The sequence below is a fragment of the Flavobacterium sp. BFFFF1 genome, from assembly GCF_002256285.1.
Classification (GTDB): Bacteria; Bacteroidota; Bacteroidia; order Flavobacteriales; family Flavobacteriaceae; genus Flavobacterium.
In genome coordinates this window covers 50,108-64,750 of record NZ_NKJE01000007.1, presented here as the reverse complement: position 1 = coordinate 64,750, position 14,643 = coordinate 50,108, and the positions used below count along the sequence as shown (strand labels likewise).

14 protein-coding genes are annotated in these 14,643 nt (G+C 42.8%); 9 read left to right on the top strand and 5 right to left on the bottom strand.

Annotated features, from left to right (window positions below; genetic code table 11):
- Positions 1-81: 81 nt before the first annotated feature.
- Positions 82-2,877, bottom strand: coding sequence for a TonB-dependent receptor (locus tag CFE23_RS06170; protein ID WP_291085623.1), 2,796 nt, complete (start codon positions 2,875-2,877; stop codon positions 82-84).
- A 180-nt stretch (positions 2,878-3,057) separates the two neighbouring features.
- Between CFE23_RS06170 and CFE23_RS06165 the strand changes: the two genes are divergently transcribed.
- Complete coding sequence (locus CFE23_RS06165) at positions 3,058-3,744, top strand: response regulator transcription factor (RefSeq protein WP_291085620.1); 687 nt, start codon at positions 3,058-3,060, stop codon at positions 3,742-3,744.
- Positions 3,745-3,804: 60 nt separating this feature from the next.
- Positions 3,805-4,860 carry an ATP-binding protein gene (locus CFE23_RS06160; protein ID WP_291085617.1) on the top strand — a complete coding sequence of 352 codons (1,056 nt, stop codon included), beginning with the start codon at positions 3,805-3,807 and terminating at the stop codon, positions 4,858-4,860.
- Here CFE23_RS06160 and CFE23_RS06155 read toward each other — a convergent pair.
- Positions 4,834-5,898 (bottom strand): glycosyltransferase, encoded by a 1,065-nt coding sequence (locus CFE23_RS06155; RefSeq protein WP_291085614.1) that lies wholly within the window; start codon positions 5,896-5,898, stop codon positions 4,834-4,836. The genes CFE23_RS06160 and CFE23_RS06155 overlap by 27 nt on opposite strands.
- Positions 5,899-5,985: 87 nt before the next feature.
- Here CFE23_RS06155 and trmB point away from each other — a divergent pair, with 87 nt between their 5' ends.
- The 7 genes from trmB to CFE23_RS06120 all read left to right on the top strand — a co-directional run bounded on the left by trmB (position 5,986) and on the right by CFE23_RS06120 (position 11,106).
- Positions 5,986-6,660 carry a tRNA (guanosine(46)-N7)-methyltransferase TrmB gene (trmB, locus tag CFE23_RS06150; protein WP_291085611.1) on the top strand — a complete coding sequence of 225 codons (675 nt, stop codon included), beginning with the start codon at positions 5,986-5,988 and terminating at the stop codon, positions 6,658-6,660.
- Entirely contained in the window at positions 6,661-7,296 is a 636-nt protein-coding gene (locus tag CFE23_RS06145; RefSeq protein ID WP_291085608.1) for a LysE family transporter, read from the top strand.
- Positions 7,296-7,616 carry an MGMT family protein gene (locus CFE23_RS06140; RefSeq protein ID WP_291085605.1) on the top strand — a complete coding sequence of 107 codons (321 nt, stop codon included), beginning with the start codon at positions 7,296-7,298 and terminating at the stop codon, positions 7,614-7,616. The genes CFE23_RS06145 and CFE23_RS06140 overlap by 1 nt, the downstream gene beginning before the upstream one ends.
- A gap of 255 nt (positions 7,617-7,871) precedes the next feature.
- Positions 7,872-9,011 (top strand): Mrp/NBP35 family ATP-binding protein, encoded by a 1,140-nt coding sequence (locus CFE23_RS06135; protein WP_291085602.1) that lies wholly within the window; start codon positions 7,872-7,874, stop codon positions 9,009-9,011.
- Between the two features lie 136 nt (positions 9,012-9,147).
- Positions 9,148-9,387, top strand: coding sequence for a NifU family protein (locus CFE23_RS06130; RefSeq protein WP_291085599.1), 240 nt, complete (start codon positions 9,148-9,150; stop codon positions 9,385-9,387).
- Between the two features lie 198 nt (positions 9,388-9,585).
- Positions 9,586-10,638 (top strand): NAD(P)/FAD-dependent oxidoreductase, encoded by a 1,053-nt coding sequence (locus CFE23_RS06125; protein WP_291085596.1) that lies wholly within the window; start codon positions 9,586-9,588, stop codon positions 10,636-10,638.
- 141 nt (positions 10,639-10,779) lie between these two features.
- Positions 10,780-11,106 (top strand): 2Fe-2S iron-sulfur cluster-binding protein, encoded by a 327-nt coding sequence (locus CFE23_RS06120; protein ID WP_291085593.1) that lies wholly within the window; start codon positions 10,780-10,782, stop codon positions 11,104-11,106.
- Between the two features lie 350 nt (positions 11,107-11,456).
- On the opposite strand, the gene CFE23_RS06115 is transcribed toward CFE23_RS06120, so the two are convergent.
- From CFE23_RS06115 to CFE23_RS06105, 3 genes are all read right to left on the bottom strand, one after another.
- Entirely contained in the window at positions 11,457-12,653 is a 1,197-nt protein-coding gene (locus CFE23_RS06115) for a YCF48-related protein (protein WP_291085590.1), read from the bottom strand.
- A 169-nt stretch (positions 12,654-12,822) separates the two neighbouring features.
- Positions 12,823-13,815, bottom strand: a complete 993-nt coding sequence (locus tag CFE23_RS06110) for an AraC family transcriptional regulator (protein WP_291085587.1) — start codon at positions 13,813-13,815, stop codon at positions 12,823-12,825.
- Between the two features lie 45 nt (positions 13,816-13,860).
- Entirely contained in the window at positions 13,861-14,589 is a 729-nt protein-coding gene (locus CFE23_RS06105) for an SGNH/GDSL hydrolase family protein (RefSeq protein ID WP_291085584.1), read from the bottom strand.
- Positions 14,590-14,643: the final 54 nt, after the last annotated feature.

The window sequence follows — 14,643 nt, the reverse complement described above, 5'->3', positions numbered from 1 at the left end:
TTAAGAGATGCCTATTTGCCTTACAAAAAAAGGCCATCCGAAGACAGCCTTAATTATAACTAAATCAACTAAATCCTAATTTTAGAAGGTGTAAGAAAATCCTAAAGAGAATCCCACGCCGCGCTTGTAATCCTGTAATATTCTTGACGTTTCTGTGAAATTTGTCTGGTTCGTATCGTCGCCAATTTCAAATCGGACATCAGGATTCAGGATGTTGTCTGCCGAGAATTTTAAATCAAAATGCTGGGACAGTTTGCTGGTCCAAACCAAATCCAGTTTGCTTACCGGCAACTCATATATATGGTCAAAAGGGATGGTTCCTACACTGAAAATCCTTTTCCCAAATACCGAATAAACTACAGAAACGGTATTGCTCCATTCCTTGGCCAGATTGAACTGGTATTTCAAATCTGAATTGATCAACCATTTTGAAGCGCCCTGTAGTTCTCTGGTCGGGTGTGTCTCCCTGGATTGAACCAAAGTACCATTACTGTTTATTACATTAGGATTGGTCTGTACTTCGGTTTGCATCAGCGAAGTATTGAAACCAAGTGACAGGTCTGAAAGGTTTTTATTGATCCTCCCAAGGTCCAGAAGGAATTCCAGTTCAGCACCATATAATGTTGCGTCTCCAGTGTTGAAGAACGTGGTAATGAATCCCCCGGCACTTGCCTGGAAGCTACGCTCGATAGCATTGTTGATGCTTTTTCCAAATACGCCTATGGCAAGCATTTCTTTATTGGTTGGAAAAAACTCATATTTGAAGTCAACGTTAAGGTTGTCACTGTTCACCAGGAAAGGATTACCACTTACAGAAGTTCCATCGGCATTGATGTAAGTAATGCCCAAAGTTTCGATCTGTACTGGCTTGGTGTATGTCAATCCTGAAGCCAGTCGAAGGTTCGCGCGATCAGAAAGGCTGTATTTTACATTTAAGGCAGGCAACACATAAAATTTGTCAAAAGGCTCTTTCTTGAAGGGATCGCCAAATGAACTGTTTTCCCTGTATTTTGTTTCCCGTGTAGCCATTTCAGCCCTGATTCCGCCATTCAGTTCCCATTTTTCGCCGAAGTGGTATAAAATATTAGCATACGCAGCATTCACTGATTCTGATAATTTGGTCTGGTACTGCCCATTTGATGATTCCCTGAAATTAAATACTTCTGCAGAAAGGTCACTTTGCAGTTTTGCGTCTATACTGTTAACAGGAACTGTGATTGCAGCGCCTGAACTGGTACTTACAAATCGATAGGATGTCTCCGCGTTCGAAACGTTTCCGTTATACCCAAAAGTAAGCGACTGGTTTTTCTCTTCGTCTTTTCCGAATTTTAAGTTGTACTCTGCCATGCCCGAGAAATAGAAATTACCGTTGATGTCCAGATACTGGCGAAGGAAATTATTCCCACCATAGGAAACAATGATATTATCGCCTTCTTTGGTACCCGAGAAAAACTTACGGTCCGGCTGTTGGTAAGAAGTCTTTGAGAAAGACAAGCCTCCTTTAATGCTTTGGTTTTTATCTTGTGTCAGAAAGTATTTTCCGGTAAGCTGTGCGGTAAGATAATCGGATTGGTCCAATTGGTTGGTCCGGATAAGGAAATTTGGATTTTCAACTTTATCTTCGCTAACACCCAGCTGGTCCTCTATCGAATTGCGGGTATTCCTCAGGTAAAATATGTTGGCGCCAAGGTCCAGCGCACCTACTTTGTAACTGGCGCCAATCAGTGCTGACGTGTTGGTTTCATATTGGTAGGATTTTTTGTTAAAATCATTAAAAAATCCGGCATCTCCATCAATCGTACCGTTTACAGTTCTGTCCAAACCGTCCCGCACCTTATAACTGTTGTCGAAGTTCAGGGAAAGAAGGTAAGAAAACTTGGCGTCGTTCTTAAGGTCAAACTTCTCGCCGTGCAATACGCCGATACTGGTGTTCAGCGGACTTTTTTTGGTATCGACGTCAAATCCGGTCTTGAATGCTGCCAATGACTGCTGTCCGGTAAGTGTTTTATTCGCGGGAACGGTTCCGAAAATCCCAGGTCTCATCCTGTCTTTTCCCGTTAAGCCCATGAAGCCTTTAAAGCCGCCTGCATCCGCGGAAATACTGAAATCGGACAGGTTGTTGTCGGTAGTATATCCGACGCCGATGCTTAATTTAGTAATGCTTTTGCCTCCTTTTGAGGTAGCAATATTGAAAGTACCTCCGGCAAAATCGCCATAGATATCGGTGTTGAAGGTTTTATATACGTCAATCGCGCCGACGATGTCTGTGGGGAACAAATCCAGTGGAATGATTTTGCGGAATGGGTTGTTTGATGGAACGGCAAGGCCATTCACGAGCAGGTTGTTGTATCGGTCCTCAAGCCCGCGTACAAAAAGACCACGCGATCCTACCTTTGTAATTCCGGTAATCTTGGTGAGCCCTTCTTCAACGTCGCTGACTCCTTTTCGGGAAAGTTCCTGCGCGCCAATACTTTGCTTGATGACCGTCGCATTTTTCTGTTCGAGCAACAACACCGATTCTTTTTCGCGGTTGATACTTTGTGTAAGCACAACGTCGTCCAGTTTTACACTTCCTGCACCGAGTGCCTGATCCAATACGATATTCTGATCTGCTTTTATGGTAATTGCGGTTTCTGCGGTTTCATAACCCACAAAACTCACCACCAAAGTATAATTTCCTTCAGGAAGGGTTAAGGTGTATTTTCCTTCCATGTCGGTACTGGTGCCCATCGTCGTTCCTTTTATGGTAACGCTGGCAAATGGCAACGGTTCGTTGTTGAGTTCTTTATCAGTAATGGTTCCGGATACGGTACCTTTGTTTTGAGCAAAGGCAGTAAGGCAAAAAAATAGGGTAATAATCAATGACTTGATTCTCATTTTCGGGTGTTTTAATTTTGATGCAAAGGAACTTCGGCTGTGTAAAATTCACGTTAATGGAGCGTTACGTTTAAGTGTTTTTAACATTATCAAAATGTTAAGACATTAAATTACAGTAAATGCACCTTATGGTTTTGTTTTATATTTACATTTACACTCACAAATCGAACAATTCGGCACATGAAAAAAAAGGATATCAAGATTTTATTGGTTGATGATGAGGCAGATATACTCGAGATTGTAGGGTACAATCTTTCACAGGAAGGATACCAGATCATCACCGCGAGCAATGGAAGGGAAGCCGTAGCCAAAGCCAAAAAAGAACTGCCGCACCTCATTATCATGGACGTGATGATGCCCGAAATGGATGGTATGGAAGCCACTGAGTTGATTCGGAAAATGCCCGAAACGAGCCAGACCATCATTACTTTCCTGACTGCCCGTAATGAAGAATACTCACAACTTGTCGGCCTGGAAGCCGGCGCAGACGATTATATCACCAAGCCAATCAAGCCAAAATTGCTTGTCAGCAAGGTAAAGGCGCTGCTGCGGAGGCTGAAAGACGATGATCACGGCAATTCTGAAACCCTTAATGTCGGCGGGATCGAAATCAACCGTGAAGAGTACAATATTATAAAGGACGGCGTTGAGATTGTTTTGCCCAGGAAAGAGTTTGAGCTTTTTTACCTGCTGGCTTCAAAACCGGGAAAGGTTTTTAAACGGGAAGAGATATTGGATAAGGTTTGGGGCAACGAGGTAATCGTTGGTGGCCGGACGATCGACGTCCATATCAGGAAACTTCGCGAGAAGATCGGAGATGATTTTTTCAAGACCATAAAAGGTGTCGGATATAAATTCGAAGTTTAACGCCGGAATTGTACCGGAAACTAACCAGGTTTGTAACTTTGGTACATTGCAACTTCGAAAATGAGCATCAGTTTCAAAAAGACTTATAAATTTGCCGTAAAATCGGCGCTGTATATTACGCTGTTTGCTACAGGTTTTGCAGCAATATTGGCGTATTTTTTCTTCGACCAGCAACGCAACGGCCTGATCAATTTTTGCCTGGTGTTTGCCATTTCCCTGTATGTATTTTCTTTTTTTGTCATCCAATACCGTGTGGAGGTTTTTATTTACCGGAGGGTGAAAAAAATCTATGATGACGTGTCTTTTCTTGAGTCGAGTACCTTCCGCAGGGAGTCCATCAGCACAGATATGGCCACCCTGACGCGGGAAGTGAAAAAGTTCGCCACGGATAAAAAAATGGAAATTGAAACCCTGAAAGTCCGCGAAGAATACCGCCGTGAGTTCCTCGGCAACGTGTCCCACGAGTTGAAGACGCCGCTTTTCACAGTACAAGGTTACCTTTCAACGTTGCTTGATGGTGCCATGGATGACAAAAGTATCCGTAAAAAGTACCTGCAGCGGGCTGAAAAAGGTGTGGAACGGCTCATTTTTATTGTACAGGATTTGGATATGATTACCAAACTGGAGTCGGGGACGCTAAACCTGACCATGTCTGAATTCAATGTCGTCGAAGTGGTGCAGAATGTATTCGACCTTCTCGAGATGAAAGCGGAAAAGAAGAACATTATTTTGTCGTTTGACAATAAATACGCCAAGCCGATCAAGGTAATGGGTGACCGCGAGAAAATTCAGCAGGTGCTGATGAACCTGATTGTCAATGCGATCAAGTACGGCAAGCAAAATGGCTCCGTCGAAGTGGGTATTGAAGATCTGGTGAATAATAAAGTAATCGTTCGCGTCAACGACAACGGCGAGGGCATCGAAAAACAGCATATTCCACGATTATTTGAACGTTTTTACCGTGTCGATAAAAGCGGAGCCCGAGCAGAAGGTGGATCAGGGCTTGGGCTTTCCATCGTAAAGCATATTATAGAAGCGCACGATGAGAAAATCTATATCGAGAGCCAGTTTGGTGTTGGTTCCGAATTCTCATTCACGCTCGAAAAGTCCAAATAACTGTTTCCAGCTTGTTTTGTTTTCAAATGGTTTAAGTCCTTTGTACAAATCTACCTCGAGTAAATTCTCAATCCTGAAATCTTCCTGTTTTGCATACGGAACCAATCCTTCCTTTTTCAGTTTTTTAGCGAGGTACTCCTGTTCATATTGTCCCGGCGTCGGAATAAAGAACGCCTTTTTGTTCAGGAATGAAAGGTCCATGATGGTCGTGTAACCCGATCTGCAAAGCACCAATGCGCTTTCATTAAACGTTTTTTCGAGCTCTTCAGAGTTCATAAAGTTGTAAAAAGTAATGTTGTCGTATTGGAGTACCTTTTGTTCGGTCTCGATTTTTCCTTTTACGAAAACCACTTTGCCGTCATAACGCAACGACTCTTCGAACAGCCGTTCTTCGAGCATGCTCCGTTGCGGCTCCGGACCAGACAGCATGACCATCAGGTCGTAACGCTGCGGAAGCGGCATTTTCTTTAATCGGCTTAACGCACCAATATACTTGATCTTAAAATCCGGATGATCGAGATGTCCCAGTTTTCCGCTCAGGTTTGGGTTTTTCTGAAAATCGGGAACCCAACATTCGTTGAATTTTTTTATTGTCGCCTGGTGCAGTTTGCTGGTCAGCCACGAAGTATTCCCGGTGAGAACATTCAGTTGGTGCGTCATAAACACACACGGAATTTTTTTGCTGAACACCCCAAGCCGGTTATCTGAAATGATGCCGTACAAATCATATTTTTTCACCCATTTTTTCACGATTTTCTTTTCGTTCAGAATGGCATCAATCATCGCGGGCATGTTTTTGAGCATTTTCCATTTGAAATGATTGCCATTTTTAGCATACTCAATTTCGTAAGAAGGCAACTCCAGGCACAGGATTTCAGGAAATTCTTTCTTAAGGATTGCCAGCGCGGCACCATCGGATGCAATGATCGGATTGAAATTGTTTTGCTGTAATGCTTTGATAATGGGAATACACCGTGTCGCGTGGCCAATGCCCCAATTCAGGGGCGCGACAAGGATATTTCGGGTGGTGGTTTCCAATGGTAAATGATTTTTGAAAAGCGCAAGGTAAAACGAATTGGGTTCTTGTATATTTCCTTAATTTTACCAAATAATTAAAGCAACGTTGTGGGAAGTAAAAATAAGTTAAAAAGATTTAAGGAAAATGAAACCTTCGGGAATGTTTTCCAGCCAACAAGGGAAGAAGTGGTAAGCGGGGCATTTCCGCTTAAAGGCAGATGGAACGCAGATTTTTTCAAAAATGAAAACCCGTTGATTCTGGAACTGGGTTGTGGCAAAGGAGAATATTCTGTAGGCCTTGCTGAAAAATATCCGGATCGGAATTTTGTAGGAATTGACATCAAAGGCGCACGGTTCTGGCGTGGTGCCAAGACGGCAGTTGAAGACGGCATGCACAACGTGGCTTTCGTGCGCACCCAGATTGAACTGATCGATCATGTTTTTGGCGAAAATGAAGTAGACGAGATCTGGATTACGTTTCCTGATCCTCAGATTAAGTACAAGCGGACGAAGCACCGCATGACCAATTCAGAATTCCTGCAGTTGTATAATAAGATCCTGAAACCGGACGGCATCATGAATTTAAAGACAGACAGTGAATTCATGCATGGATACACGCTTGGCGTGTTACATGGCGAAGGCCACGAGGTGTTGTATGCCAACCACAATGTGTACAACAATCATGGCGCTCCGGAGGAAGTTACTGGTATCCAGACGTTTTATGAAAAACAATATTTGGAAATTGACAAAGCAATTACGTATATTCGGTTTAAAATAAAATAAATGGGTTATTCGCTGCCGTTGTTCCTCGGATTCCTCACAGCCTCATTTGGTATCACACCGCCGGGGCTGATCAATATGACAGCGGCTAAAGTCAGTCTCAGCGAAGGCCGAACGCGAGCGATGATTTTTGCCTGTGGTGCGACGATAGTAGTGTTGGCACAGACGTTTATTGGCGTGATTTTCGCTGAATTTATTGACAAAAATCCGCAAATTGTCATTATGCTTCGAGAGGCTGGACTTGGGGTTTTTGCGTTGCTGACGGTATATTTTTTCTTTTTTGCAAAAAAGCCCAATGTAGACAAAGAAGAAGTAAGGCTCCACAGTAAACGAAGCCGTTTTTTTATGGGGATGCTGCTTTCGGCGCTCAATTTCTTCCCGATTCCTTTTTATGTTTTTATCAGTGTCACACTCGCATCGTACCACTATTTTGAGTTCAGGCTGCCGTTTATTTATACGTTCGTATTTGGTTCCGGGCTGGGTGCGTTTTTTGGGTTCTACTGCTACATCGCTTTCTTTAAAAAGATGCAGTCCAAAACAACCTTTATTCTGAAAAACATGAACTATATTATTGGTTCAATAACAGGACTTGTATCAATCATTACATTGGTAAACATCATTTTATATTACTTCAGCTAGTGGCTGCCGACGACAATTTCTTTGAACGGGTATACGCCGTAGCGAGACAGATTCCATACGGAAAAGTCACTTCATACGGCGCGATTGCCAAAGCCATTGGCAGCGCGCGCTCCGCCAGGATGGTCGGCTGGGCCATGAACAATTGCCCCGATGATGTGCCGGCGCACCGGGTGGTAAACCGCGTTGGGCTTTTGACAGGCAAGCACCATTTTGACGGCACCAATTTAATGCAGCAGCTTTTGGAAAGCGAAGGCGTTGAAGTGGAAGACAACCAGATTGTGGATTTTGAAAAGCATTTGTGGAAGCCGGAAGTGCAGTAGGCCATTTCCATTTTTCAATATAAAAATTTGATTTTGATTGACTTTAAGTCTTAATAACACGTACATTTCGCCAACTATATTTTGAAGGGAGATCGGCGTTGTCACTTTTAAATCCGGTCGATTCCACTTATCAGGATTCCAAATTAAAGCCATAGACAAATCCAATCCAAATCCTTTAAAATCACAACTATTCCTATTATCTTTGCTCCCGAAGCTTCAGGACTTAATTTAGTCTTAATAAGACAGCAAAAAACTATGAAACTAGACAGAAAAGAAATCCTAAAAGCGCTCGAAACCATCACGGTGGCAGGCGAAGGTAAAAATATGGTCGAAAGTGGTGCCGTGACTAATGTACTCACTTTCGGTGACGAAGTAGTGGTCGATGTCGTGTTGCATTCGCCGGCATTACATATTAAGAAACGTGCGGAAGACGATATCCGTAAAACCATACTGGAAAAGATATCGGCAGAGGCGAAAGTAAAAGTAAATATTAAGGTGGAAACACCGGAAAAACAGGACGCCAACCAAATTAAAGGCAAGGCGATTCCCGGAATCAGCAACATCATTGCAGTGGCGTCCGGGAAAGGCGGTGTCGGGAAATCAACGGTTACGGCGAACCTGGCAGTAACATTGGCGCAAATGGGATTCAAAGTCGGTGTCCTCGATGCCGACATTTATGGACCATCGATGCCCATCATGTTTGACGTGGAAATGGCAAAGCCCATTTCAGTGACCGTGGATGGCCGCTCTAAAATGAAGCCGATCGAAAGTTATGGCGTGAAGATATTGTCCATCGGATTTTTTACCGCACCGAGCCAGGCCGTGATCTGGCGTGGTCCCATGGCGTCGAAGGCATTGAACCAAATGATTTTTGATGCAGATTGGGGCGAACTTGACTTTATGCTGATCGACCTTCCGCCTGGAACCGGTGACATCCATTTGTCGATCATGCAGGCGCTGCCAATAACGGGTGCGGTCGTAGTCAGTACCCCACAGGCAGTCGCATTGGCCGATGCTAAAAAAGGCGTTTCGATGTTTCTTTCGGAGAGCATCAATGTACCTGTTTTGGGAATTATCGAGAACATGGCGTATTTCACTCCGGAAGAATTGCCTGAAAACAAATACTATATCTTTGGGCAGGAAGGTGCAAAAAATTTGGCCGAAGACCTCAATGTGCCGTTTTTAGGTGAAGTGCCCATCGTACAATCGATTCGCGAAGCCGGCGATTATGGCCGGCCTGCCGCATTGCAGACCGCCTCGGTTATCGAAACGGTTTTTGAGGAAATTACCCGCAATGTGGTTCAGCAAACCGTCAACCGGAATGAGAATCTTCCCGCTACAGAGGCCATCAAGATTACGACCATGGCAGGCTGCTCAGCAGTGAAGAAAAATTAGCAAATTTGAGGATTTGGAAATTTGAAAATGTTACGGCAGACAATTTCCAGGTCAATAGTACTAAAAGCGTATAGATTGAACAACCGGAACACATTTCCGAATTTTCGAATCATCACATTTTCAAATTAAAAAAAAAATGACAACAGAAGAATTAACGCAGAACATCGAAATGGCACTGGCAGAAATTAGGCCGTTCCTGAATTCCGATGGCGGCGATATCACGCTGATCGGGATCGAGGATGACAAGCACGTCACCGTTCGCCTCGAAGGCGCCTGCATCGCCTGCAGCGTCAACCAGATGACATTGAAAGCCGGTGTCGAAACCACGATTAAAAAATTCGCTCCGCAAATCGAAACTGTAAAAAATATTGCTTAAGCTTTTTTGGCGTGCCCCTTCGGGTCGGGCTCTCGGCTTAATCTTGCCTGAAAAAGGCAAGGATACCGCCTCGATCCCTCACGCGGTACCGGACCAAATATTTGCCAAAACGTGATGGTTGTCATAAATGGTGTCCCGCTTTTTCAGGAATTTTGCACACTAAGCTGAAAACAGATGAATGCCGGAATTTCAAAAACAATGATTAAAACAGATATACTTATAATAGGAGCGGGACCCACGGGGCTTTTCGCTGTATTTGAAGCAGGTTTATTAAAACTGAGGTGCCACATCATTGATGCGTTACCGCAAATTGGAGGACAACTTGCGGAGCTTTACCCGAAAAAGCCTATTTTCGACATTCCCGGTTTTCCGGAGGTTTTGGCGGGCGATCTCGTGAACAACCTGATGGAACAAATCAAGCAGTTCCAACCCGGATTTACATTGGGTGAACGCGCTGAAACGATTGAAAAGCTTGACGACGGGACTTTTATCGTCACCACCGACAAAGGCAAAAAGCACCATGCAAACGCCGTAGCGATTGCCGGAGGGCTTGGCAGTTTTGAACCGCGCAAACCCTTGATCGAGGACATCGCCTTCTATGAAGATAAAGGGGTGAAATACTTTATCAAAAACCCTGAAAAATTTCGTGATAAGAAAGTGGTAATTGCCGGCGGCGGCGACTCGGCACTGGACTGGAGTATTTTCCTCTCCAATGTCGCCTCTGAAGTTACCCTGATACACCGCCGCAACGAATTTCGCGGGGCACTCGATTCAGTCGAGAAAGTCCAGGAACTCAAAAACCTCGGAAAGATTAAGTTGATTACGCCGGGAGAAGTCGTCGGGCTGAATGGTGCTGAGCGACTTGAATCGATTGATATTGACGAGAACGGTGCACACCGCAAAATCGAAACCGATTATTTTATTCCGTTGTTTGGATTGTCGCCAAAACTGGGCCCGATTGCAAACTGGGGACTCGAAATCGAAAAAAATGCGATTAAAGTGGACAATGCTTTGGATTATCAAACCAATGTTCCGGGCATTTATGCGATTGGCGATGTAAATACGTATCCCGGGAAATTAAAGCTCATCCTTTGTGGTTTCCATGAGGCGACATTAATGTGTCAAAGTGTTTACCAACGCCTGAATCCCGGCAAGAAATATGTAATGAAGTACACCACGGTGTCTGGAGTGGATGGTTTTGACGGATCCCGAAAGGAAGCGGAAAAAGCGGTCGTAAAATCGATTGACTAAATTAACACTATAATGCAGACGCCAGCCCCGATGGAAGCGGCATCCTTTTTATTTGCCTTTGACGGGCGCGGTTTCGGCGGCTTCGTTCATCGCAAATAAAAAGATACAGCGGACAGCGGGAAACAGCTCCAACAACAAAAGATGGATATTACCATAAAAATAACGGATCGGGAAGGCCAAATCCACGAGGTTCAAGCGCCTACTGATATGTCCATGAATATCATGGAACTTTGTAAGGCTTACGAACTGGCACCGGAAGGTACAATAGGGATTTGTGGCGGCATGGCCATGTGTGCCTCCTGCCAATGTTATGTCCTGAATGATGTCACGCTGCCCGAAAAAGGCGACGACGAAGAGGCCATGCTGTCTGAAGCATTCTATGTAAAGCCCAACAGCCGCCTGGGCTGCCAGATCCACATCACTCCAGAGCTGGACGGTTTGGAACTCGAACTGGCTCCTGAGTACTAGTCTTCCTAAAATAAGAAAGGCCTCGAAAAGGGGAATTCCGAGGCGATTCAAGATATAAACAAACTACTATAAAATTTTTTTGGGGTTAGGTTTTGTTATACCGTTAATCTGTGTTATCAATTAATTACACGACAAACATATAACACACTAAAATCCCTCAAAAATAAAATAGGCGAATGATATTTTTTAAGCGGTAAAACCTTTATTCCTGCAATGCTGCGAGCGCTTTGGGTAAGATGCATGCCACGAAACGGGAATAATCGAGCTGTGAAGGATGCCGGCCAGCGGAAGCAACCCGGGCCGGATCTCCGATTTTTTAGGTTTCGATTGCGAAGGTGTATTTTTGCGCCTTATTCTTTAATTATTTTTCCAATTTTGACAATCTCGTTGTTTGCGTTAAGCAACTGGTATAAGTATACCCCTTTTGAAAGATCAGACAGTTCAATTGTATTTGAATTTGATAACAATCGATGATCAATCAAATTTTCGCCAAGAGTATTATTCAGTTTAAAATGAATTGGAAACATCAAATTGGAATCAACTTCAATTTTTAAACGATCAGCGGTTGGGTTTGGATAAACCGCAATGGTGTCAGGCGCAGTAGCTGCAATACCCAGACTTCCACCATTTGTGGTTTTAAATATTTCACCAATTCCGCCAACTACAAATCCAACGTTATCACTGGTGAAATAAATATCATAAAACATAGCGGTACCGAGGTTTTGCGAGGTCCAGGTTTCACCACCATCCATTGTTTTTAAAATATTATTTTGAGATTGACTAACAGCATATCCGACAGTATTTGAGGAGAAATAAATAGATTTAACTCCAACACCAAGATCAGCTTGACAGTCAGTATTGATACAATTCCAACTGGTTCCGCCGTCTGTAGTTTTTGTAAAAGCCGCATAATAGTAACCACCAAAAAAGCCTTTATCTTCAGTTGTAAAAAACAGAGTGCTCACAATGGAGATTGAATTAGGATTAGCGTTTGGATTGGAAAGTGTCCAGGTTTCTCCTCCGTCAATGGTCTTGAAAATTGAGTTGGAATTAGCATGAATATAACCCACATTTTGAGAAGGAAAACTCATAGACATACATGGCATAGAAGATTTTAAAGCCCAGTTGTTTCCGCCATCGGTAGTTTTATAAAGCCCTGTGCTACTGCTCAAGAATCCTATTTGATCTGTGGTAAATGTAATTTTATTGATATCTGTAATGGTTGAATTGATGATTTCCCAACTATTGCCGCCGTCGATAGTTTTTAATATGTTATTTCCAACCGCAAATCCAACAGATTCGTTAATAAAATAAACTGACTTTAAAGAAATGTTTGCATTGGAATAGACCGTATTCCAGGTTTCACCGATATCGGTAGTTTTCAAAATAGTTCCTCCGATGCCCACCACAAAACCAACGTTTGCCGAAGGGAAGTGTACTCCCGTGAGGATATCATTTGTGCCTGAAGGTTTTTGAACCCATTGCGCCATAATGGTTGCTGAGGTTAAGAAGATGAGACTGACAAAAAATAGTTTTAATCTTTTCATGATTTCTTATGTTTTTAAGTTAGTAGTAACATCGCACTTTTCGCTATTCAATTGATGCGATATCGTTTCTTGAAATTTCTTGTACCAGGTAATTTTGGTATGAACATGCCCTAAACTTAAAACAAAGATAAATCAACAGTAAAAAATGGAAATTATAAAAATGAGACAATTACTTATGAATTTCAACCAGGTGCTTGCTTAACTCCGATGGTGTTAAACCAGTCTTAGATTTGATAAACGTTGAAAATGACGAAGGCGAATCAAATCCCAACCGGAATGAAATTTCCTTGTGCGAGGAATCTTCGAACAACAAGATTCGTTTGGCTTCCAGTAGAATTCTGTTGTGAATTACCTGCAATGGACTTAATCCAGCATATTTAGAGGTTGCAGCAGCTAGTTTTTTTTCTGTCGTGGACAGTTTTTGAACATAACCTTTTACACTCAAGTTTTCGCAATAATGAACGTCAAGAAGTTGATAAAAATGCAACAATAGTATTTTATTTTGATCCGATGAAACCTGCTCAGAATGAACCCGATTTTCGAGAAGTAAAGACACCAAAGCACATAATAAATGGGTAACGGAAAGTGCACTTTCCCTGGTATTGCGAAAAATAGCCTCTTTGATAAGGTTCGTCAAAACCATACATCCGTCCAGTAAATCTTTACGGTTCTCAAAAATAACGGCCGCTTTTTCATCAAAAGAATGATTTTTCAGCGCAGCACGCAACTCGGGAGAATTGATTTTTTCCTCCGTAAATTGGATGATAGTTCCTAATGAACCATTCCGGTTCATTAGATGTACTTGTTGTGGGGAAATGATATAACAGCTGTTATCTAATGCTGGATAATTATTGAAATCTATCAATTGATTACCTCCGCCACGTGCGATCAACATGATTTCAAAATAGGCATGACGGTGCTCTCTTTTGTAATCATAAGGATTGTTATAGTCCAGGGGTAGGATATTGACGTGAGTAGAACCATACTCTAATGAATGCACAGGTATTTCTGATTCCTTTCGTTTGTGATCCATAGCAGCTATTCTTACTTTAATTAGTTTACAAACATCAAATTTAGGGCAAACAAAAGAAGATGCATTTTGCCAAAATTTGGCTGAAAATAATACAATCGCTTTATATTCAAGTATTGGATAAGCTGCCAAAGTTAAAAAAGATTGCTGATAAATTGAAAAACCTCAAAAAGGGTGTTAGTTTCTTATGGCTGTTAATGCCTTTGGAACGATCCTTTCTACAAACTGCGCATAAGCCAACTCAGACGGATGCAGGCCATCGGAAGCAACCAGTGCCGGATTGTTCAGTCCTTCCCTGGTGATATCAGTGATGTTTACAAAAACAATCCCATTGTTTTCGGCATAATTCCTTGCGAAATTATTGTATTGGTCAATCGCAGCTGAAATGGCAGCCTGATTGCCTGCGCCTTCACCATAGGGTGTGTAGGCATAATCCGGAATGGATACGATAATGACGTTATTTTTATCCCCTTTAGCCAAAATGGTCGCCATGGTCACGAGTTCAGGAAACTCCTGTTGGTACAAGGAAAAAGGTTTTCCCTGGTATTGATTATTTACACCGATCAGCAACGTAACCAAATCAAATGTATTCGGAGGATTTTGAGCCGCGATAGCGTTCTTAAGGTTGGTTGTTGTCCATCCCGTCTGCGCAATAATTTGCAGGTCATAGTTTGCGGTAATAGTATTTGCGATGCTTTCCTTTAATTGGAATGGGAAGCGGCAGGTTTCACAGACACTTTGCCCAATCGTGTAGCTGTCGCCCAGAGCAAGGTATTTGATTTGCCGTGCTGTTGGGGTGGTTGGTAAAGGATTAGCAGTAACGGGATCAGTCGTATCATCATTGCTGCTGCACGAAATCAGCAGAAAAAGGCATGCTATTTTGGTTAATACAGCGATTACTTTCATGGATTGTGATTTTTTATTATCTACGGGAGGCTGCCAATTTTGGTTTTTTTAACT